Source organism: Streptomyces sp. SYP-A7185 (assembly GCF_046103685.1).
GTDB lineage: Bacteria > Actinomycetota > Actinomycetes > Streptomycetales > Streptomycetaceae > Streptomyces.
This window is the reverse complement of the sequence record NZ_CP122310.1, coordinates 4,177,269-4,198,453: the sequence shown is the minus strand read 5'-3', so window position 1 is coordinate 4,198,453 and position 21,185 is coordinate 4,177,269. Positions and strand designations below refer to the sequence as shown.

At 71.4% G+C, this 21,185-nt stretch carries 22 protein-coding genes; 6 read left to right on the top strand and 16 right to left on the bottom strand.

Annotated elements, in window-relative coordinates:
- Positions 1–41 precede the first annotated feature (41 nt).
- Positions 42–959, top strand: coding sequence for a Bax inhibitor-1/YccA family protein (locus QBL25_RS18320; RefSeq protein WP_409058108.1), 918 nt, complete (start codon positions 42–44; stop codon positions 957–959).
- A gap of 88 nt (positions 960–1,047) precedes the next feature.
- On the opposite strand, the gene QBL25_RS18315 is transcribed toward QBL25_RS18320, so the two are convergent.
- Positions 1,048–1,278: a DUF4287 domain-containing protein gene (locus QBL25_RS18315; protein WP_409058107.1), complete on the bottom strand. Its 231-nt coding sequence runs from the start codon at positions 1,276–1,278 to the stop codon at positions 1,048–1,050.
- A gap of 102 nt (positions 1,279–1,380) precedes the next feature.
- On the opposite strand from QBL25_RS18315, the gene QBL25_RS18310 reads away from it, so the two are divergent.
- Positions 1,381–1,692 carry a hypothetical protein gene (locus QBL25_RS18310; protein ID WP_409058106.1) on the top strand — a complete coding sequence of 104 codons (312 nt, stop codon included), beginning with the start codon at positions 1,381–1,383 and terminating at the stop codon, positions 1,690–1,692.
- Between the two features lie 42 nt (positions 1,693–1,734).
- Here QBL25_RS18310 and QBL25_RS18305 read toward each other — a convergent pair whose 3' ends face one another.
- The 3 genes from QBL25_RS18305 to QBL25_RS18295 form a co-directional block, all read right to left on the bottom strand.
- Positions 1,735–2,553, bottom strand: a complete 819-nt coding sequence (locus QBL25_RS18305) for a hypothetical protein (RefSeq protein WP_409062696.1) — start codon at positions 2,551–2,553, stop codon at positions 1,735–1,737.
- 252 nt (positions 2,554–2,805) lie between these two features.
- Complete coding sequence (locus tag QBL25_RS18300) at positions 2,806–4,026, bottom strand: acetyl-CoA C-acetyltransferase (protein WP_409058105.1); 1,221 nt, start codon at positions 4,024–4,026, stop codon at positions 2,806–2,808.
- A 162-nt stretch (positions 4,027–4,188) separates the two neighbouring features.
- Positions 4,189–5,211, bottom strand: a complete 1,023-nt coding sequence (locus QBL25_RS18295; RefSeq protein ID WP_409058104.1) for an SGNH/GDSL hydrolase family protein — start codon at positions 5,209–5,211, stop codon at positions 4,189–4,191.
- Positions 5,212–5,360: 149 nt separating this feature from the next.
- On the opposite strand from QBL25_RS18295, the gene QBL25_RS18290 reads away from it, so the two are divergent.
- Entirely contained in the window at positions 5,361–6,752 is a 1,392-nt protein-coding gene (locus tag QBL25_RS18290; RefSeq protein ID WP_409058103.1) for a cystathionine beta-synthase, read from the top strand.
- 338 nt (positions 6,753–7,090) lie between these two features.
- Here QBL25_RS18290 and QBL25_RS18285 read toward each other — a convergent pair whose 3' ends face one another.
- From QBL25_RS18285 to QBL25_RS18260, 6 genes are all read right to left on the bottom strand, one after another.
- Entirely contained in the window at positions 7,091–7,513 is a 423-nt protein-coding gene (locus QBL25_RS18285; RefSeq protein WP_409058102.1) for a hypothetical protein, read from the bottom strand.
- Between the two features lie 56 nt (positions 7,514–7,569).
- Positions 7,570–8,979 (bottom strand): purine-cytosine permease family protein, encoded by a 1,410-nt coding sequence (locus tag QBL25_RS18280; RefSeq protein WP_409058101.1) that lies wholly within the window; start codon positions 8,977–8,979, stop codon positions 7,570–7,572.
- Positions 8,980–9,061: 82 nt separating this feature from the next.
- Positions 9,062–9,997, bottom strand: a complete 936-nt coding sequence (locus QBL25_RS18275) for an ABC transporter substrate-binding protein (RefSeq protein WP_409062695.1) — start codon at positions 9,995–9,997, stop codon at positions 9,062–9,064.
- Positions 9,998–10,017: 20 nt separating this feature from the next.
- Entirely contained in the window at positions 10,018–10,689 is a 672-nt protein-coding gene (locus QBL25_RS18270) for an ABC transporter permease (RefSeq protein ID WP_409058100.1), read from the bottom strand.
- A gap of 1 nt (position 10,690) precedes the next feature.
- Positions 10,691–11,338, bottom strand: coding sequence for an ABC transporter permease (locus QBL25_RS18265; RefSeq protein WP_409058099.1), 648 nt, complete (start codon positions 11,336–11,338; stop codon positions 10,691–10,693).
- A complete protein-coding gene (locus tag QBL25_RS18260) occupies positions 11,335–12,459 on the bottom strand; it encodes an ABC transporter ATP-binding protein (protein WP_409058098.1) in 1,125 nt (374 codons plus the stop codon). The genes QBL25_RS18265 and QBL25_RS18260 overlap by 4 nt, the downstream gene beginning before the upstream one ends.
- A gap of 151 nt (positions 12,460–12,610) precedes the next feature.
- Here QBL25_RS18260 and QBL25_RS18255 point away from each other — a divergent pair, with 151 nt between their 5' ends.
- The 3 genes from QBL25_RS18255 (at position 12,611) to QBL25_RS18245 (ending at position 15,672) form a co-directional block, all read left to right on the top strand.
- Positions 12,611–14,170 (top strand): aromatic amino acid ammonia-lyase, encoded by a 1,560-nt coding sequence (locus QBL25_RS18255; protein WP_409058097.1) that lies wholly within the window; start codon positions 12,611–12,613, stop codon positions 14,168–14,170.
- Positions 14,167–15,000 (top strand): MurR/RpiR family transcriptional regulator, encoded by an 834-nt coding sequence (locus QBL25_RS18250; protein ID WP_409058096.1) that lies wholly within the window; start codon positions 14,167–14,169, stop codon positions 14,998–15,000. The genes QBL25_RS18255 and QBL25_RS18250 overlap by 4 nt, the downstream gene beginning before the upstream one ends.
- 84 nt (positions 15,001–15,084) lie before the next feature.
- Complete coding sequence (locus QBL25_RS18245) at positions 15,085–15,672, top strand: hypothetical protein (protein WP_409058095.1); 588 nt, start codon at positions 15,085–15,087, stop codon at positions 15,670–15,672.
- Positions 15,673–15,762: 90 nt separating this feature from the next.
- Here the strand turns inward: QBL25_RS18245 and QBL25_RS18240 are convergent, their stop codons facing one another.
- The 6 genes from QBL25_RS18240 to QBL25_RS18215 form a co-directional block, all read right to left on the bottom strand.
- Positions 15,763–16,137, bottom strand: coding sequence for a hypothetical protein (locus QBL25_RS18240; RefSeq protein WP_409058094.1), 375 nt, complete (start codon positions 16,135–16,137; stop codon positions 15,763–15,765).
- Between the two features lie 75 nt (positions 16,138–16,212).
- On the bottom strand, positions 16,213–16,605 hold the full coding sequence (locus tag QBL25_RS18235) for a roadblock/LC7 domain-containing protein (protein WP_409058093.1): 393 nt from the start codon (positions 16,603–16,605) through the stop codon (positions 16,213–16,215).
- Positions 16,606–16,687: 82 nt separating this feature from the next.
- Positions 16,688–17,434: a transcriptional regulator gene (locus QBL25_RS18230; RefSeq protein WP_409062694.1), complete on the bottom strand. Its 747-nt coding sequence runs from the start codon at positions 17,432–17,434 to the stop codon at positions 16,688–16,690.
- 35 nt (positions 17,435–17,469) lie between these two features.
- Positions 17,470–17,883 (bottom strand): hypothetical protein, encoded by a 414-nt coding sequence (locus QBL25_RS18225; protein WP_409058092.1) that lies wholly within the window; start codon positions 17,881–17,883, stop codon positions 17,470–17,472.
- 264 nt (positions 17,884–18,147) lie between these two features.
- Positions 18,148–19,515, bottom strand: a complete 1,368-nt coding sequence (locus QBL25_RS18220) for an APC family permease (RefSeq protein WP_409058091.1) — start codon at positions 19,513–19,515, stop codon at positions 18,148–18,150.
- Positions 19,516–19,594: 79 nt separating this feature from the next.
- Positions 19,595–21,058: a diaminopimelate decarboxylase gene (locus QBL25_RS18215; RefSeq protein ID WP_409058090.1), complete on the bottom strand. Its 1,464-nt coding sequence runs from the start codon at positions 21,056–21,058 to the stop codon at positions 19,595–19,597.
- Between the last annotated feature and the right edge of the window lie 127 nt (positions 21,059–21,185).

The following is a 21,185-nucleotide window of genomic DNA, read 5'->3' as shown; positions in this document are numbered from 1 at the left end:
TCTTGAGCCAAAGCCACCCACCGTGGCCATGGAGGAGTGAAATGAGGAGCAGTAACCCGGTCTTCTCGCGACGGGGGTTCAGCCGCGACAACGGCTACGCGGGCTTCGGCACGCAGCCGCAGGCCGGGGGACCCGCCGCCGGGACGCAGACCCAGCAGGGCAACCCGTACGCGGGCACAGCGGGCCAGCAGGCCCCGACCAACCCGTACGCGACGAACCCGTACGCCCAGCAGGACCTTCAGCACGGCGCCCCCCAGGCGCCCGTCACCACCGCCGGCCGCATGACGATGGACGACGTCGTCATGCGTACGGCCACCACGCTCGGCACGCTCGTCGTCACGGCCGCGCTCGCCTGGGCGCTGCTGCCGGTGGACGACGCCAACATCGGCAAGTCGTACGGCATCGCGATCGGCGCGGGTCTCGTCGCGATGGTGCTCGGCCTGGTGCAGGCCTTCAAGCGCAAGGCCTCGCCCGCGCTGATCCTGACGTACGCCGCCCTGGAAGGTGTCTTCCTCGGCGTCGTCTCCAGCGTCGTCGACAACCGCATCGCGAGCGGCGCGGCCATGCAGGCCGTGCTCGGCACGATGGCGGTCTTCATCGGTGTCCTCATCGCCTACAAGGCGGGCTGGATCCGCGTCAACCGTCGCTTCTACGGCTTCGTGATGGCCGCGGCGATGGGCTTCCTGCTGCTGACCGCGGTGAACCTGCTGTTCGCGGTCATCGGCGGCGGTGACGGCCTCGGCTTCCGCAGCGGCGGCCTCGGCATCGTCTTCGGCATCGTGGGCATCCTGCTCGGCGCGTGCTTCCTGGCCCTGGACTTCAAGCAGGTCGAGGACGGCATCGCGTACGGCGCCCCGAAGGAAGAGGCCTGGCTCGCGGCGTTCGGTCTGACGATGACGCTCGTCTGGATCTACCTCGAGTTCCTGCGCCTGATCGCCATCCTTCAGGGCAACGACTGACCCGGCTGACCCCGGCTCGATCAACGGAGGGCCCCGCGGAACACACGTTCCGCGGGGCCCTTCGCCGTTGTGTGAGGGACAGGGGGAGTCAGAGCAGCTTGCGTGCGGCCCGCCGCAAGTCGTACTCGTGAATGATGGCTTTGGCGTGCCCGTAGGCCAGGTTGTGCTCCGAGCGGAGCCAGCTGACCTTCTCCTCGAAGCGGAACAGAGAAGGGCCTTCGTCCACGGCGCGGATCCAGTCGGAGATCTCACGACCGGTGCAGTGGGGGATGCGGGCGATCAGATTGCGGTGGGTCTCCTCGGAGAAGACTTGGGACATCGGCGCCTCCGGACGCGTCGCGATGTGTTCCGTCCTTCACGACACCGTGCCTGAGCGTGCGGACGTTGGCAACAGTCCCGTCCGGGCGCATAAAGTCGCCGGGTGCTTGATACGACGCCTTTGACGGCCGCAGTGGACCAATTCGCCGACCGCTTGCGGGCCGCCCCGCAGAGCCGCTTGCAGCGGGGGGCGGCGACCGAGGCACTGGCTCTGGCCAGGGAACTGGCGGACTGGGCGCAGCGGATCGAGGTGCCGGACGCGGAGCCGCGGGAGATGCCGGACGCCGGGATGTTCGCGGCGGCCGACCAGATCACGGTCGCCGGTCGGGATCTGGCTCTCGTGCTGGAGGACGCGGGTCAGCTCGCGGAGGCGCTGATTCTCGTGGAGAAGGCGCAGAAGCGCGCCGGGGTATGACTCGACCCCGGCAGGATGCCGGGGTCGCTTCGGCCGGACCGCTCAGACCGAGGCGATGACGCGGTCGGCCAGGATGTAGACGTTCTCGGTGCCGCACTCGAAGGTCAGGGCGTAGGCGCCGGAGACCCCGGAGCCGCCGAGCAGGACCGGGGCGTGGCCCTCGCGCAGGGCGTCGGCGAGCAGCTCCGCGGTCTCGCGGTGGCCCGGCGTCATGCAGAGCGTGGTGCCGTCGGTGAAGACGTAGACGTCCAGGGTGCCCAGCGGGCCCGGGCGGACGTCGGCGAGCGCGGTGCGGGCGCCGGCCAGTTCCTCCAGGCAGGCGACGGTGCGCTCGTGGTCGCCGTTGACGGGCGACTGGACCGGCACGAAGTCCGGGTGCGAGGGGTGGCGGCGGCGGGCCGCGGCCAGCTCGGGGGAGTCGGCGGCGAACTCGTCGACCTGGTCGGCGTACGGCTCGATGACCGGCTCCAGGCTGTCCGCCTCCAGGCCCGAGAAGTCCGCCTGGCGGGGCAGGAACAGGTCGTCGGCCATGTCGGAGAGGCCCGGCAGGCCGCTCAGGAGCGAGGGCGCGTCCGAGGCGTCACGGGCTTCCTGGGCGGCCCAGAAGGCCCGTGCCTCGGCCAGCTCGCGCTCCCGTTCCTCGGCGAGGGCCTCGGCGACAGCCGTGCGTATCTCGTCGGTGTCCGGAGTGGTGCGGGCGGCGGGCACCGCGGCGTGCGCGGTCGCCGACTGGCTCTGGGCCAGCTCGGCGCGCAGGGCGGTGATTTCTGCGAGCTGCTTCCGCAGCCCGTGCACGGCGTGCAGAGCGGCGGCACTCACGACCGTGGCAGCGGCCGTGGAGAGCAGCAAAGCGATAGGCATGGCGCTCACTGACGTACTCCCGGTTTCAAGTCGACCCCCGACTTCCTACATCAGCTTGAAGCCTGCACGATCCACCTGTCAGTGCATTACGTCACGAATTGGACAGGTCTTTCGGCCCGGTGTTTATCCACAGATGTGCTTTGACCTGGGCATATGCATCTCCCCCAGGAGATAGGTCACATCCTGGGGGAGATTGAGTCACGAATCAATGGACGAGACAGGGATCCGTGGGGGTTCCGAGGGGCCCGCGGGTCAGCTGAGGCGCTCGATGACCATGGCCATGCCCTGGCCGCCGCCCACGCACATCGTCTCCAGGCCGAACTGCTTGTCGTGGAACTGGAGGCTGTTGATGAGGGTGCCGGTGATGCGGGCGCCGGTCATGCCGAAGGGGTGGCCCACCGCGATGGCGCCGCCGTTGACGTTCAGCTTGTCGAGCGGGATGTCCAGGTCGCGGTAGGAGGGGATCACCTGGGCGGCGAAGGCCTCGTTGATCTCGAAGAGGTCGATGTCGTCGACGGTGAGGCCGGCGCGGGACAGGGCCTGCTTCGACGCCTCGACCGGGCCGAGGCCCATGATCTCGGGGGAGAGGCCGGTGACGCCGGTGGAGACGATGCGGGCGAGCGGGGTCAGGCCGAGCTCGCGGGCCTTGGTGTCACTCATGATCACCAGGGCGGCGGCGCCGTCGTTGAGCGGGCAGCAGTTGCCCGCGGTGACCAGGCCGTCGGGGCGGAAGACGGGCTTGAGGCCCTCGACGCCCTCAAGGGTGACGCCGGCGCGGGGGCCGTCGTCCTTGCTGACGACCGTGCCGTCGGGCGTCGTCACCGGGGTGATCTCGCGCTCCCAGAAGCCGTTCTTGATGGCTTCCTCGGCGAGGTTCTGCGAGCGGACGCCGAACTCGTCCATGTCCTTGCGGGTGACGCCCTTGGCGCGGGCCAGGTTCTCCGCGGTCTGCCCCATCGCGATGTAGGCGTCCGGGATCAGGCCGTCCTCGCGGGGGTCGTGCCAGGTGGAGCCCTCGGTCTTGCTCACGGCCTCGGTGCGGGCCTCGGCGTCGGCGAAGAGGGGGTTGTGCGTGTCCGGAAGGCCGTCGCTCGACCCCTTGACGCTGCGGGAGACCATCTCCACGCCGGCGGAGATGAAGACGTCGCCCTCCCCGGCCTTGATGGCGTGCAGGGCCATGCGGGAGGTCTGGAGGGAGGAGGAGCAGTACCGGGTGATGGTGCAGCCCGGCAGGTGGTCCATGCCCATCTGCACGGCGACGATGCGGCCGAGGTTGTGCCCCTGCTCGCCCCCGGGCAGGCCGCAGCCGAGCATCAGGTCGTCGATGAGCTTCGGGTCGAGCTCGGGGACCTTGGCGAGGGCGGCCTCGATGATCGTGGCGGTCAGGTCGTCCGGCCGCAGATCCTTGAGGGAGCCCTTGAAGGCGCGGCCGATCGGGGTGCGGGCGGCAGAGACGATCACGGCTTCGGGCATCAGGGGGCTCCTGTGACGAGGGGGCAGGACTCCTTGGGAAGTTACCTGTACGTATCGCTCCGGGTCATCGCCCGGGGACTGTGATGCGGACCGCATTTTTCTAAGCGCTTGCTCAGCCCTGAGGGGCCCCGGGGGGCGGCTCGGCCACAGCCCCCCGGAGAGCTAGTGCGGCAGAGGCGAGGGATCCGGGGCCGGGTGGATGCGGCGGCGGCGCCGGCGCTTGATGAGGGCCCATGGGCCCCGCGGACCCGTGGGCATGGCGGCCGCGACCTCCGTGCCGCCCTCCGCCGCGGCCTGCGCGGCGGCGCGGGCCACCGGCAGGAAGCCCTCGCGCCGCGAGACGTCGGGGCGCTCCTCCTCCGGCCACAGCCCCAGCGAGGCGCACAGCGTCGGCAGCACCGCCATCGCCGCGGTCGCGTACCCCTCCGCGGAGGGGTGGTAGTTGTCGGGACCGAACAGCTCCCGCGGGTTCGCCAGGAACTCGGGGCCGAGCAGGTCCCCGAGCGACACCGTGCGCCCGCCCTGCTCGACCACGCCGATCGTCTGCGCGGCGGCCAGCTGCCGCGACACCCGCCGGGCCATCCACCGCAGGGGCTGGTACACGTTCTCGACCGTGCCCAGGTCGGGACAGGTCCCGACCACCACCTCGGCCCCGGCCGTCCGCAGCCGCCGCACCGCCGCCGACAGCAGCCGCACGGACCGTGTCGCGGGCATCCGGTGCGTCACGTCGTTCGCGCCGATCATCACCACGCAGACGTCCGGCACCCAGGACGAGAGGTCCGCGAGGAGCAGCGTCACCTGGCGGTCCAGGTCATCCGACTGGGCGCCCGGCAACGCCACGTTCCGCAGCTCCACCGGCCGCTCCGCCACCGCCGAGAGCCCCGCAGCGAGCAGCGCGGCCGGGGTCTGCCGGGCCCGGTACACGCCCTGGCCGGCGGCGGTCGAATCGCCCAGCATCGCGAACCGCAGCGGCTGAGCGCCGTCCGGCCGGTCCGCGAACCCCCAGCCGTACCGCCCGTCCGCCCGCGGTGGCGGCGGATGCTCCCCGCTGTTGCCCACGGACCGCTTCGCCAGCTGAACCTCCGCGAGGACCACTCCCACGGTCGCCGCCCCGAGCAGCCCGATACCTCCGCCGCCGTACGCCGCGCCCGCGGCGATCCGCCGCGCCACCCTCGCCCTCGACATGCCCTGCAGCCACCTCCTCGTACCGCCCTACATCAACTCATTGCCCCGTAAGGACGGTCGGCCAATCGCATGCGGAGGTGAACGACCGAACGGGAGCCTTACGCTGACGGCACCCATTCGTCGCACTACATCGCAGCCCGGAGACAACGGTGCAATTCCACGACTCGATGATCAGCCTCGTCGGCAACACCCCGCTGGTGAAGCTCAACAACGTGACCACGGGCATTCAGGCGACCGTCCTGGCCAAGGTCGAGTACTTCAACCCCGGCGGCTCCGTGAAGGACCGCATCGCGCTGCGCATGATCGAGGCGGCCGAGCAGAGCGGGGAACTGAAGCCCGGCGGCACCATCGTCGAGCCCACCTCCGGCAACACCGGGGTCGGCCTCGCCATCGTGGCCCAGCAGAAGGGCTACAAGTGCATCTTCGTCTGCCCCGACAAGGTGTCCCTCGACAAGATCAACGTCCTGCGGGCGTACGGCGCCGACGTCGTCGTCTGCCCCACGGCCGTCGACCCCGAGCACCCGGACTCGTACTACAACGTCTCCGACCGCCTCGTGCGCGAGACGCCCGGCGCCTGGAAGCCCGACCAGTACAGCAACCCGAACAACCCCCTTTCGCACTACCACTCCACCGGCCCCGAGCTGTGGGAGCAGACGGAAGGAAAGATCACCCATTTCGTGGCCGGCATCGGCACCGGCGGCACCATCTCCGGCACGGGCGGGTACCTCAAGGAGATCTCCGATGGCGGGGTCACCGTCGTCGGCGCCGACCCCGAGGGGTCCGTGTACTCCGGCGGCTCCGGGCGGCCCTACCTCGTCGAGGGTGTCGGCGAGGACTTCTGGCCGACCGCGTACGACCGGAACGTCACCGACGAGATCATCGCGGTGTCCGACAAGGACTCCTTCCAGATGACGCGGCGCCTGGCCAAGGAGGAGGGGCTCCTCGTCGGCGGCTCCTGCGGGATGGCCGTGGTGGCCGCGCTGCGGGTCGCCGAGCGGCTCGGCCCGGACGACGTCGTGGTCGTGCTCCTGCCCGACTCCGGGCGCGGTTACATGAGCAAGATCTTCAGCGACGAGTGGATGAACGACTACGGATTCCTGGAGCAGGCCGGTGACGCGCCTCGCGTCGGTGACGTACTGCGCCGCAAGGAGGGGGGCGAGCTGCCCTCACTCGTCCACATGCACCCGGAGGAGACGGTCGGCGAGGCCATCGAGGTACTGCGTGAGTACGGCGTCTCGCAGATGCCCATCGTCAAGCCGGGCGCGGGCCACCCGGACGTGATGGCGGCCGAGGTCATCGGCTCCGTCGTCGAACGCGAACTCCTGGACGCCCTGTTCGCGCAGCGTGCCTCGCTCGGCGACCCGCTGGAGAAGCACATGTCGGACCCGCTGCCGCAGGTCGGCTCCGGCGAGCCCGTCGCCGACCTGATGTCGGTGCTCGGCAGGGCGGACGCGGCCATCGTCCTGGTCGAGGGCAAGCCCACCGGTGTGGTGAGCCGCCAGGACCTCCTGGCCTTCCTGGCGGAGCAGCAGGGGCAGTAGCCGCCGGTGGCAGCCGGTGGCCCGGGTGTGCCGTGGGGTGAACTTCGCGGAAGTGGTACGAGCGCGACACGTCCGCGCAGCACCCGCTTAACACGGCTGCGGCACATTGGTGGTTGTCGGCGTACAGGAATTCCGGAGCGGCTCCCGGACCTCTGAACGCCCGGACAGCGGCCCGGTCCTGACCCGGCCGCCGTCCCTCGCGGGGACCGCCGTCGTCCCGCCCCCTGGTGAACCGGGGGTGCGGCGGTCCCCGCGCACGACACCCGCATACGTACCCGTGCCCATGCGCGTACCTGTGCCCGTGCGTGCCCGTGCCCGTGCTCGTACGCCGTCGGGGTTCAGTCGTCCCAGTCTGATTTCAGGGTGCGGGTTCTGTTGCGGTTGAGGCTCAGGCCTCGTAGGGAGTGGACCGCGTTCACGCCGACGATTCCGCCCCAGGTGACGAACAGGCCGGGCAGGTCGGCGTTGACCACGCCGATCGCCGACAGCGGGATTGCGAGGACCAGGGAGACGACGCCGAACCCGAAGCGCTCGCCCCAGGAGTCCACGGGGCTGTTCGGTGCGCGGGAGCCCCGGGCGACGACCATCTGCTGCTCGGCCATCTGCCGGCGCATCCGCCGGTCGATGGTGCCGTCAAGGCGCTGCTCGACCTTCCCGAGGAACGATTCGACCAGCGCGGACTCATACTCTTCGCCTAGCTCTCTGCGGGCGTGCAGAGTGGCGTCGAGTTCCTTCTTGAGTTCGGCGTCACGGGCTTCCATAACCTCTTACGGTACGCAGCGGCCCGATGCCTGACAGTGGGGCTAACCCCCCTTTCTCACCGGGCCCCGCTCGCCGCCGCGGCCGCGTGCTCCGGCTCCGCCGGGATGTGCGAGGTGTCGCGGCGGGCGAGCAGCCAGTACAGGACCGCCGGGACGACCAGGCCCACGATCCAGGAGATGTCCGCGCCGCCCAGCGGCTCCACCAGGGGTCCCGTGTAGAAGTGCGTGACCAGGAACGGCAGCTGGGCCAGCAGCCCCACGCCGTAGACCGTCAGGGCGTCCCAGCGCCACGCCCCATACCGGCCCCCGGGGTCCGACAGCGCCGGGATGTCGTAGCGCTCCTTGGAGATCAGGTAGTAGTCGACCAGGTTGATCGCCGACCACGGCGTGAAGAACGTCAGGAGGAAGAGGAGGAAGTCCTTGAACGACGTCAGGAAGCTGTCCTTGCCGAGCAGCGCCACCACCGTGCCCGCGACCATGATCAGCGCGATGTACGCGCTCCTGCCGCGGGGCGAGAGCGTCCTCTGGCCCCGGAACCCGCTGATGCTGGTCACCATCGACATGAAGCCGCCGTAGGTGTTGAGCACGTTGATCGTCAGCTTGCCGAGCGCGATCACGAAGTACAGGAAGGACGCGATCAGGCCGGTGCCGCCGAGGCCCACCACGTACCCGACCTGGTCGGCGAGGAACGCCTCGCCCGCGCTCGCCGCCACGAGCACGCCGAACGTCATCGACCACTGCGAGCCGAGCGCGGAGCCCGACAGGGTCCACCAGAACGTGGCCCGCCCCGACGTCGTACGCGGCAGATAGCGCGAGTAGTCCGCGACGTACGGACCGAAGGCGAGCTGCCAGGACGCCGAGAGCGACACCGCGAGCAGGAACATCGGCAGGTCGAAGTGGGCGTCGCCGAGCAGGGCCGACAGGTCCACGCGGTCCAGGAGGCGGATGCCCAGGTAGACGAAGGCGAGCGCGCAGATCACGCTCGCCACCCGCCCCAGGACGTGGATCACGCGGTAGCCGACCGCCGCCACCACCGCGGTGACCACCGCGAAGACGATGATGCCGGTGGTGTCGCTCGTGTGCGTGAGCTGAGCCGTGGCCTGTCCGGCGAGGACGCTGCCGGAGGCGAAGAAGCCGACGTACATGAGGATCACGAGCAGGAGCGGGACGACCGCGCCGCGCACCCCGAACTGGGCGCGCGACTGGATCATCTGCGGCAGGCCGAGCTTGGGGCCCTGCGCGGAGTGCAGGGCCATCACGGCGCCGCCGAGCAGATTGCCGAGCAGCAGGCCGACCACCGACCACACCACGTCGCCGCCGAAGACGACGGCGAGCGCGCCGGTGACGACCGCGGTGATCTGGAGGTTCGCGCCGAGCCAGAGGGTGAACTGGCTGAACGCGGTGCCGTGCCGTTCGTCGTCGGGGACGACGTCGATGGAGCGCCGCTCCACGAGAGTGTCTGCCATGATCCGGTGGACTCCCTGCTGCTGGTCGAACTGCCGTGTGCCGCCCTGCTGTCCTGCCGCCCTGCCGCCCTGCCGAACCGGGCTACTTCTTGCTGATCCCGTGCTTCGCCGCCCACTCGTCGGCGACGTCCTCGGGGTCCTTCTTGTCCTTGTCCACCAGGCGGTTGAGCTCGGTGAGGTCCTTGGTCGTCAGCGCGTTGCCCAGCCGGGCGAGCGCCTTGCGGACCGTCGAGTCGGCCTTGCGGTCGGCGATGAGCGGGACGACGTGCTGGCCCGGGATCAGGTTCTTGGGGTCGCTGAGCACGACCCACTTCTCGGCGACGATGTCCGTGTCGGTGGTGAAGAGGTTCGCGACGTCCACGTCGCCCTTCTTCAGGGCGCCCTTGACCAGCGGCCCGGAGGAGTCCAGGGACTTGAACTCCTTGAACTCCACGCCGTACACGTCCTTGAGGCCCACCGAGCCCACCGTGCGCTTCTTGACCTCGGGCGCGGCGCCGATGACGAGCTTGCCGTTGTGCTTCGCGAGGTCCGCGAGCGACTTGAGGCCGTACTTCTCGGCGGTCTCGCGCGTGACGGCGAAGGCGTCGGAGTCCTCGGCCTGGCCGTAGGGCAGGATCTGGAGGCCGCGCGGCAGGACCATGGCGAGGGCGTTTTGCATCTCGCCCTCCTCGGTGGCCTTCGACTTGGCGTCGAGGTAGTGCAGGAGGGCGCCTTGATACTCGGGCAGGAGGTCGATGTCACCGCCCTTGAGCGCGGGAATGAGGATCTCGCGGGTGCCGAGGTTGGGGCGGACGGTGGTCTTGACGCCCTCCGCCTCGAGCGCGGCGGCGTAGAGGTGGCCGAGCACCTGGTTCTCGGTGAAGTTGGCGGTGCCGATGTTGACGCCGTCCTTGCTGGAGCCACCGCCACCGCCGCCCGAACCTCCCCCGTCGAGGGAGGTGATGCCGCCGCTGCACGCGGCGAGGGCGGGGACGGACGCGGCGGCGAAGAGCCCGCCGAGGAGGGTCCTGCGGTTCATGGGGGCCATCTGGTCTGCTCCTAGGCCGACTTGGCGGGGCGGTGGCGGAAGAGGGCGCGCTGAAGCGCGGAGAGCGCGAGGTCGAGGACGACGGCGACGACCGCGACGAGCACGGCACCGCCGAGCACCTGCACGAGGTCACGCTGGGCGAGCCCGTCGAAGACGTACCGGCCGAGCCCCCCGAAAGAGACGTACGCGGCGATGGTGGCCGTCGCGACGACCTGGATGAGCGCGAGCCGCAGGCCGGTCATGATCAGCGGGAGCGCGAGGGGCAGCTCCACCTGGAAGAGGACCTGGTGCCAGCGCATGCCCTGGCCCTTCGCGGCGTCCTTCACCTCACGGTCCACGGCGGTCATGCCCGCGTAGGTGTTGGTGACGATGGACGGCACGGCGAGGGCGACCAGCGCGATGTAGACGGGCCACATCGAGAGTCCGCTGGCGAGAAAGACCAGCACGACCAGGCCGACCGTGGGCAGCGCGCGCCCGAAGCTGGAGAGGTTGATGGCGAGGAAGGCGCCGCGCCCGGTGTGCCCGATGAGCAGCCCGACCGGCAGCGCGATGGCGGCCGCGATCAGGGTGGCGAGCAGCGAGTACTGGAGGTGCTCGGCGAGGCGGTGCCCGATGCCGTCGGAGCCGGCCCACTGCTCGCCGCTGACCAGCCAGGCACCGAGGTCCTTGAAGAGTTCGTACATGTCACGCGCTCCTCTTGCGGCGGGTCCAGGGGGTCAGGACGTACTGGAGGGTGACCAGGAGCGCGTCCGCGACGAGCGCGAGGAGCAGGGTCAAGACGACGCCGACGATGACGGGGGTGGGGAAGTTGCGCTGGAAGCCGTCGGTGAAGAGCTGGCCGAGGCCGCCGTCGCCGATGTAGGTCGCCACGGAGACGAGGGAGATCGCCATGACCGTCGCGATCCGCACGCCCGCCATGATCACCGGGAGGGCGAGGGGCAGTTCCACGGTGAGGAGGGTGCGCAGGGGCCGGGTGCCCATGGCCTTCGCGGCTTCCTTCGTCTTCGCGGGGACGGAGTCCAGGCCCTCCACGGTGTTCCGCAGGAGCACGACGAGCGTGTAGATCGTCAGGCCGATGACGGTGGTGGTCCGGGTGAGCCCGCTGACCGGCAGGAGCAGCACGAAGACGGCGATGGACGGGATGGTGAACAGGACGTTCGACAGGCCGAGGAGCAGTCCGCGCAGGGCGCGCACGCGGTGGGCGACGACGGCCAGGGGGAGCGAGATGAGCAGGCCGAGGAGTACGGCGGTGAGGGCGGCCTGGAGGTGGGAGAGGGTGAGGGTGGTGAGGTCGTCGGTGTGGTCGGCTATCCACGACCAGTCGACGCTCACTCCTTCACCGCGCTTGCGCCCACGGCACCCGCGTCCGAGGCACCTGAAGCACCCGCGTCCGAGGCACCCGAGGCACCCGCGTCCACCGCGCTCGCGTCGGTGTGCACCTGCCCCGCGTGGTCGTGGATGTCGTCGCGGGAGGTGACGCCGGTGAGGACGCCCGCCGCGTCGACGCGGGCGACCAGGCCGCCGGGGGCGGCTATGGACTCGTTCAGGGCCGACAGGAGCGAGTCCGTGTCGCGCAGGGGGCGTACGGGGACGTCCGCGGACGCCGCGTCCTTGTGCCGCCACGAGACCGGCGCCCCCGCGGCGTCCAGGCGCAGCGCCCAGGCACCGCCCTCCGGGGCCGGGGCCTGCGGGACCTGGGCCAGCGTGGTGAGGGAGAGCAGCTTCAGACCGCGCTCGGCACCCAGGAAGTCCGCGACGAAGTCGTCCGCGGGGCGGGCGAGCAGCTCGGCGGGGCTCGCGCACTGGACGAGGTGGCCGCCGGTGCGGAAGACGGCGATGCGGTCACCGAGCCGTACGGCCTCGTCGATGTCGTGCGTGACGAAGACGATGGTCTTGTTCAGCTCCCGCTGGAGGCGCAGGAGTTCGTCCTGGAGCTGGGTGCGGACCACGGGGTCGACCGCGCCGAACGGCTCGTCCATCAGGAGCACCGGCGGGTCGGCGGCCAGCGCGCGGGCCACGCCCACGCGCTGCTGCTGGCCGCCCGAGAGCTGGTGCGGGTAGCGCTTCCCGGCGTCGGCGGCGAGGCCGACCGTCTCCAGGAGCTCGGCCGCCCGCGCCCGCGCCTTCTTGCGGCCCCAGCCGAGCAGCAGCGGCACCGTCGCGACGTTGTCCAGGACGGTGCGGTGCGGGAAGAGCCCGGACTGCTGGATCACGTATCCGATGGAGCGGCGCAGCTCGGCGGCGTCCTGTTCCAGGACGTCCTTGCCGCCCACCCGGATCGTCCCGGAGGTCGGGTCGACCATCCGGTTGATCATGCGGAGCGTGGTCGTCTTGCCGCAACCGGAAGATCCGACGAGGACGGTCACGCCCCCCTCCGGCATGTCGAGGCTGAGGTCGTGGACCGCGGTGGTGCCGTTCGGGAAGCGCTTGTGGACCGTATCGAATTGGATCATGAGGAGTCCCTTGCCCGGCTGTATATCGTCATGCAGAGTTCTCGTTGACTGAATAGATTGTCAATAGCTTGTCCACGCCCCGGCGTAAATCACTGGTAACGAGTGATCGCAGGGCAAGACTGAGCGTCCGGTTGAGGAGGAATTACGAGTGATGTCGTCTCGTATCGCGGACAGGGCGACCGACGGCAGCGGCTCGGTCGTCGTCCTGGACGGCCGGGGACTGATGGTCGCAGATGTCGTACGTATGGCCGAATCCACCGCAAAGCCCGTACCCGCGACGGACGGCATGAAGCGCGTCGAGCTGTCGTGGAACGCCGCCCGGGAGATCGCCTCCTGGGGCCGCGTCTACGGCCGGTCCACCGGCGTGGGCGCCAACCGGAACGAGTCCGTGCCCACCGAGGCGGCCGCCGACCACGGTCTGCGCCTGCTGCGCAGCCACGCCGGGGCGATCGGTGAGGAGCTGCCGGCCCGGCAGGTCCGCGCGATGCTCGCGGTCCGCGCCAACCAGCTGCTCGCGGGCGGCGCGGGCCTGCGCCCCACCGTCGTCACGGCGCTCTGCGAGGCCCTGGAGACGGGCGCCTACCCCAAGGTCAACGAATTCGGCTCGGTCGGCACCGGCGACATCGCCGCCCTCGCGCAGATGGGCCTCGCGCTCGCGGGCGAGCACCCCTGGCAGGGCGCGGGCGCGGCCCCCGCGCCCCAGCCCCTGGACAACAACGACGCGCTCGCCCTGATCAGCAGCAACGCCCTCACCCTCGGCCAGTCCGCGCTCGCCCTGCACGAACTGCGCGGCCTGATCGCGGCCACGCAGGTGGTGGCGGCACTGTCCCTGATGGCCGTCGACGGCTCGTACGAGGCGTACGCGCTGCCCGTGCACGAGGCGCGGCGGCACGCGGGGTCGTACGCGGTCGCCGAGCGGATGCGGCTGATCCTCGGCGCCGCCGACCGCCCCACGCCACCGCTCGGCCGCATCCAGGACCCCTACGGCTTCCGCTGCGTGCCGCAGATCCACGGGCCCGCGACCGACGCGGCGGACGCGCTCGAAGACGTCCTCACGGTCGAGATCAACGCCGCCGCCGAGAACCCGCTGATCTCGGCGGACGACATGGCGGCCTACCACCACGGCGGCTTCTACCTCGCCCAGCTCGCCCTGTCCCTGGACCACTTCAGGCTCGCGGTCACCCAGGCCGCCCGGCTGTCGACCTCACGCCTGTCCACCCTGAACGAACCGGGCTTCACCCGCCTGCGGCCCTTCCTGGCCGACGGCGAACCCGCCTCGTCGGGCGTGATGATCCTGGAGTACGCGGCCGGAGCGGCCCTCGGTGACCTGCGGGCCTTCTCCGCGCCCGCCTCGCTGGGCCACGCGGTGCTCTCCCGCGGCGTCGAGGAGCAGGCCAGCTTCGCCTCGCTCGCCGCGCGCCAGACACTGCGGGCGTGCGAGGCCTACCGCCTGGTCGTCGGCTGTGAACTGGTCGCGGCCGTAAGGGCGTTGCGCCAGCGTGACATGCGGCTCGACCCGGAGCTGCCGGTCGGCAGGGCCTTCGAGCTCGCGGACGCGGTGCTCGAAGCGGAGCTGGCCGACCGGCCGTTGACGGATGATGTGACGGCGGCGGCCGGGCTGCTCGACCGGTTCACGGAGCTGTGGCTGGACCTCGGGTCCGCGGGTGGAACGGCCTTCGAGGGCCACGGTGTTGCGAGGGGAATGGTATGAGTGACAGTCCTGCGGCGCGGCTGCAAGTGCTCTTCGAGGGCCACCGGCTCACGCCGACGCAGCGGCGCATCGCGCACTGCATGGTGCGCCGGGCGGCGGACGTCCCCTTCCTCTCCAGCGTCGAACTGGCCGAGCTCGCCGGGGTGAGCCAGCCCTCGGTGACCCGGTTCGCGGTGGCGCTCGGCTTCGACGGCTATCCGGCGCTGCGCAGGCACCTGCGGGAGCTGGCCCCCGCGGAGGCGGCGGGCGAGGCCTCCCTCAACGAGTACCAGCAGGCGGTCGAGGCGGAGATCGAGAACCTCCGGCACCTGGCGGAGGTGCTCGCCGACCCGGCGCCGGTCGAGCGCGCCGGACGGCTCCTCGCCTCCTCGCGCCCGCTGCCGGTCCTGGGCCTGCGGGCCGCCGCCTCCCAGGCGTACGGCTTCTCGTACTTCGCGGCGAAGGTCCACCCCGACGTACGCCTCCTCGACGAGGGCGGCACGATGCTCGCCGACCGGATCGACGCGGCGGTACGGGCCGGCGCGACCGCGCTCCTGTGCTTCGCCCTGCCCCGGCACCCGCGCGAGGTGGTGGACGCGCTCGCGTACGCCCAGGGGGCGGGCCTGTCCGTGGTGACGGTCGCCGACTCGGCGTTCGCCCCCGTGGCCGCGCACTCCGACCTCCTCCTGCCCGCGGCGGTCGGCACGGGCCTCGCCTTCGACACGGCCTGCGCGCCGATGCTGCTCGGCCGGGTGCTCCTGGAGGCCATGTGCGACGGGCTGCCGGACGCCCAGGCCCGCCTGGAGGAGTTCGACGCGGGCGCGGCGGCACGGGGCCTCTTCGTGGAGTGAGCCGCGCGCCTTCTCACCCTCCCCTCAGATTTCCCCGCTACTCTCCTGCGCCAAAAGGAGAGGCACGGCAGGCAGGGAGGCGACGTGGGACGCGGTGGGCTGGGTCTTGCGAGGGTTTCGGTGGTCGTGAGGGCGGGGGCCGCTCCCCTGTGGTGGCTGGGGGTGCTCGCGGCGGGCGTCGGCCTGCTGCCCGAGGGGCTCACCGGGCGCCGCGTCGGGGTGTTCGCCGGCGCCGCCCTCTTCCTCGTGACGGCCGCCGCCGTCACGTGTGCCCGGCGCGGGCGCCATGCCGCCCTGACCGCCGAGGCGACCCGCGCGGCCCGGCAGGACATCCTCCAGGACCGCGCGGTCACCGTACGCAACTGGCGCCGGGGCCACCGCTGGTGGCTCGCCGCGGGGTTCCTCGCCGCCTTGGGGAGCGCCTTCGCGCTGCCCGCCGCGGGGGGCATGGCCCTGGCGGGCGCGGGGGCCGGGCTCTGGGCCAAGGCCGCCCGGCTCGGGCGGCGCGAGCGGGACCTGGACATGCTCTTCTGGGTGCGCGTCGACTGGCTCGGCCCGCGCGCCGGAGCCCCGGCGGGCAGGCGGGTGAAGGGCTACCGCGCCACCGGCGTCCACGCGGGGGACGCGGCCCCGGGCGGCGCACGCCGCCGCCCGCAGCGCGTGAGCGCCTGAGCGAGCCTGCGCGACAGCGCGGACGCAGGTACGCACCCGCACGGCGGGCCGGACCCGAAGGCCCGGCCCGCCGTGTCCCGCCTTCCCGGCTCAGACGTCCAGGTTCGCCTCGATGCGTTTGAGCTGGTGCCTGGCCATGGCCAGGTTGGCGCGCTTCTGGTCGAGGGCCACGTAGAGGAACAGCCCGTTGTTGTTGCGCCCCTTGATCAGCCGGATCAGGTGGTACTGGCTGCTGAGCGAGATCAGGATGTCCTCGATCTCGTCCTTGAGGTCCAGGAGTTCCATCGTGCGCAGCTTGGCGCGCACCACGTCGGTGTTGCCCGCCGCGGCGACGTTCAGGTCCAGTTCCTTTCCGCCGCCGATCGTGCCGAGGGCCATGCCGCTGGTGTAGTCGACCAGGGCGGCGCCGATGACTCCCTCGATCGAGGTGGTCACTTCCTTGAGCGATGTCTCTGTGTTGGTCATGAATTTCGCACTTCCTTTCCGTCTGCTGGGCGTCCGCGGTGACGAGGACGATGAGGGTGTGGTGGGGGACATGGGTCAGGTTTCCTCCGCTCGTTCGACGGCGGCGTCCACCAGTTCGCCGATGACCACGCTGGAACGGCGGCCTTCGAGGTGGAGCCGGCCCACGTTGACGCGGGACTCGGCGAGCAGGGTGAGCACGGCGGACGAACCGGCCGTGTAGGTGGCCACGTATCCGCCTTCGCCGCGGATGAGCAGTTCGCGGAAGCCGCCCTGGTGCGTCGCGTCGGACAGCCGAAGGGCCACGCCGAGCGCCGCCGCGGTGAGGGCGCACAGGCCCTCCGGTTCGACGTCCGGCGCGTCCTGGGCGAGGACGAAACCGTCGACGCTGGCCGTCAGGGCGCCCTTGAGCTGAGGAATCCGGGTCCGCAGCCGTTTCAGTTCGACGAGTACGTCGGCTTCGGCAGCCATCAGCTCTCTCCTCCCGGCGCGCTTCCAGAGCGCGAAAAACTTCATGGGCACGGGGGCCAAGTCCCTTGAACGGCACGGACATTCACAGACTTGCCTCCAGCGCGTCTCGGACCCGGCGCAGCAGGGCGACGTCCGGCTCGACGCAGTCGTCCGGGACCGGGGCCGGGGCGGGGAACGGGGTCCGGGCGGGTTCCGGCGTCCGCGGGGGTTCCACGAGCCCGGCCGCCGCGAGCCGCCTGACCTCGAGCAGGGTGTGGAAGGACGGGCGGCCGAGGGCCCAGGCGATGGCCGTCGGCGTGCGGACGCCGTCGGCGAGCCGCAGGAGCGCGTCCTGGCGTCCGGTCACCGTCTGGCCCGGCGCGGGCGGGCGCGCCACGACGGGGGAGGTGTCCAGTTCGGGGCAGGGCCAGACGCTGTCGAGGAGGGCCCTGCGCCGCCGGGTCTCGCGCTCCACGGTCTCGGCGTCCACCGGGCGCACCCGGCCGAGCCAGTGCGCGACCCCGTAACGGAACCGCGTGGGTCCGCTCGCCGGGCCGAGGACGAAGAACGCGGCGTCGAACAGTGCGCCCAGGTGGCACATCTCCAGCTCGCCCGCGGTGACCCGGCCGCTGTCGACCAGCTGCCGCCCCACTTCGTTGCGGGTCCCCGCCAGCGAGAGCGCCTCCTGCCAGCCCTGCCGGGGCAGCGCGCCGCCGGCCGTGAGCAGGACGTCTATGCCCGGCGCCGCGGGGCTCTCCGCGTGCACGACCCGGCCCTCGACGAGGTAGAGCGTGCCCTGGTCGCGCAGCAGTGCCCCGGTGGCCCGCTCGCCGGCCAGGCGCATCAGCATGGGCGAGGTGGCGGAGGCCGTGATGCGCAGGGAGTTCACACCAGCACCAGCCGCTCGGAGAGCTCACGCAGCCGCATGCGCGCGAGGGCGAGGTTTCCGGAGTGCCGGTCGAGCCAGAGATAGAGGAACACGCTGCTGTCGAAGGTCGTCTCGACGAAGCGGATCAGATGGAAGCCGGTCCTCGTGGTGAGCATGAGGTCCTCGACGGGGAGCCCCTTGCGCTCGTCGTCCCGCGTCGCGTCCAGCGCGTCGTCCCGGGGTGCGAAGGCCTGGTACTCGGCGGCGGCCCGGGCCACTTCGGCGGTCTCGGCCGCGGTCGCCTCGTGGTCGCCGCCGGGAGGATCGCCGACCGAACCGAGGGCGAGCCCGCTGGTCCAGTCGACGATCGCCGCGCCGCGCGCACCGGGCAGTGTCATGGCTTCGAGCAGACACTCGTCGATTCCGGGCACGCGGCTCCCCTTCCCCAGGGTTGAACCGGGTGGCCCCTACCACCCGACCGGGGGCTCAGCGCCGTCCGGTGTGAGGAAGGTACGCAGAAGTGATGGAGATTCCCGCGAAATGGGCACTTTCCAGGGGAACATGCCCAACCTCGACGGGATCGGCGCCGGGTCGGTCCAGGTCGGGCCCAAGCCTGACCGATTGTGGTGTCCGGACGACCGGAGTGCCCCTCGGCGGGGCACCCGTCCCGTCCACGCCGGTCCGCCGGACGCCGGTCACTCCTCGCCGCGCGCCTTGAGCACCACCTTGTTCACGCCCCACAGCCCGATGCCCACGGCGACCAGGATCCCGGCCCGGACGTAGACCTCGGCCGGGCGGTCCGCGAGGGGGCTCGCGAGGACCAGGGCCGTGACCGCGCCGAGCACGGGAAGGGCCGTCGGCGCGCGGAAGTGCCGGTGGTCGACGGGGTCGCGGCGCAGGACGAGCACCGCCACGTTGACCACGGCGAACACGCACAGGAGCAGGAACGCGGTGGTGTCGCCGAGGCCCTCGATCTCCCCCGTGGTCACCAGGCCGACGGCGAGCAGCGAGACGAAGACGATGCCGACCACCGGTGTCCGGCGGCGCGGCAGGACCCGGCCCATGGCGCGCGGCAGGATGCGTTCGTTGGCCATGCCGTAGCAGAGCCGCGAGGCCATCATGATGTTGATCAGCGCCGAGTTGGTGACCGCGAACAGGGCGATCAGGGCGAAGAGTTTGTGCGGGAAGTCGATGCCACCCGCCTTCACGACCTCCAGGAGCGGACCGCTCGACCCTTCGAGGACCTTGTAGTCGACGAGCAGGGACGACACCAGCGCCACCAGGACGTAGATCGTGCCCGTCACGGCGACACCGATGAAGATCGCCCGCGGGAACGTGCGCGCCGGATCCTTGGTCTCCTCGGCCATGTTCACCGAGTCCTCGAAGCCGACGAACGCGAAGAACCCGAGCGCGGTGGCGCCCAGGACGCCGGTCATCAGGGCGTACGCCGTGCCGTCGCCCGCCTCGAAGTCCGTCAGGCGGGAGGGTTCGCCGTCCCCGCTCAGGGCCGCGTACGCGCCGATCGCGAGGATGACCGCGAGGCCCGACAGCTCGACGAGCGTGAGGACCACGTTCGCCTTCACGGACTCGGCCACGCCCCGCAGGTTCAGCGCCGCGAGCGCCAGGATGAAGAGGATCGCGATCAGCGTCGGCGGGAGCGCGTCGTCCGTCAGCTCCCCGAGGTAGTCGCCGCTGAACGCGAGGGCCGCCGCGCTCGCCGACGACAGGCCCGAGCACATCACCATGAAGGCGATGATGAAGGTGAGGAACGGCGTCTTGAACGCCTTCTGCGTGTAGAGGGCGGCGCCCGCCGCCTTCGGGTACTTCCCGACCAGCTCGACGTACGAGGCCGCGGTCAGGATCGCCACGACGAAGCCGATGGCGAACGGCAGCCACAGCGCGCCGCCGACCTTTCCCGCGACCTTCCCGGTGGTGGCGTAGATGCCGGTGCCGAGGATGTCGCCGATCACGAAGAGGATCAGGAGTCTGGGGCCGATCGCGCGCTTCAGCGCGGGTTCTTCGGCGGGCTGCCGGGTGCCGGTTCCGGTGTCTGACGTCGTCACAGGATCATCTCCCCCGAGGGTGTGCCTGGAGGGAGCGTCTGCCCCGGAAGTGCCGCGAGGATGCGGGAGTTGAGGAACCTCAGAGGTCGCGCAGGGCGTCCCGCTGCCCGCCGCCCGACTCGGCGACGATCTCCTCCGGGGTCTGCGGCTCCCGCACGGTGGCGAAGACGACCGGTCCTGCCGGGCCCGCCGGGTCCGATCCTGCCGCCACGAAGCCGTAGATCCCGGGCCGGGCCAGGCTGTTGTACGCGTAGTGGTGCGCGAAGTAGTAGGCGCCGGTGTCGAGGACCGCCGCGTGGTCGCCCTGTTCGAGCAGCGGCAGCGGACGGTTCTCGGCGAGCAGGTCGCCCGCGAAGCAGGCCGGGCCCGCGATGTCCTGGGCGACGGCCGGGCCGCTCTTGGGCAGGCCCTTCGCGTCGTACGCGGCGATCCGCAGCGGCCAGGACGCGGGGTCGTACACCGTGCGGGTCGCCACCTGTACGCCCGCGTGCGTCACCGCGATGGGCCGGGCGCCCGCCGTCTTGGCGTACTCGACGCGGGCCAGGATCGTGCCGTGCTTGGCGAGCAGCGAGCGGCCGAACTCGGTGACCAGGCCGTAGCGCCCGTCGAGCAGGCCGGGCACGCGGGACTTGAGGCGGCGGGCGTACTGCGCGTGGGTCGGACTCTCCTCGTCCGAACCGAAGTTGACGGGCAGACCGCCGCCGATGTCGATGGTGTCGATCTGCTGCCGCCCGGCCCGTCCGTTGATTTCCTCGGCCAGTTCGTACGTCGCCGCCACGCCCCGCACCATCAGGTCGAGCGGCATGCCCTGCGAACCGGAGTGGGTGTGCAGCCGCGTCAGCCAGGGCCGGTCGAGGCAGGCCCGCACGACCCACTCGCGGGCGCCCTCGTCGCGCAGCGCGACCCCGAACTTGGAGGTGGCCGTCGCGGTGGACAGGGCGCCGATGGAGCCGCCGCCGATCTGCGGGTTCACGCGCAGGCCGATGGGGGAGTGGGTGGGTGCCGAGCGGGTCATCGCGTCGATGCGGGCCAGCTCCTGCGGGTTGTCCGCGTTCACGGCGATGCCGAGGGCCAGGGCCTCGCGCAGTTCGGCGGGCGTCTTGGCGGGTGAGTCGAGGACGGTGTGCGCGGGCGGCACACCGGCGGCCCGGGCCAGGGCCAGCTCGCCGGGGCTCGCCACCTCGGCGCCGATGCCCGCGTCACGCAGCAGGCGCAGGACCGGGACCAGGGGCGAGGCCTTCACCGCGAAGGCGTGCAGGACGGGGGTGCCGGGCGGGGTGACCTCCTCGAAGGCCGCGCGCAGGGCGGCGGCGGACGCGCGGACGCCGGTGACGTCCAGGAGGCCCACCAGGGGGGACGCGGGGTCGAGCAGCCCCTGCTCGACGGCGGCGCGGACGGCGAGGTCGCGCCGGGCGGCGGCACCCGGGGCCGCGCCCGCCTCGGACGGGTGTGCCGCCTCGGATACGTGCGCCGCCCCGGACGGGTGTGCCACCCCGGATGCGTGCGCCGGCTCCGCGCCCTGCTCGCTGCCCTGATCGCTCATGTGTTCCAGCCAATCATCCGCCATGCGGTAGCGCTGCCCCGTCAACGTATTGACTAGCTCTATTCAACATCGCAGGATGTGAATAACAAGGTCACAGCAGTACGTCACGAGCAGAGCTTCATCGCGA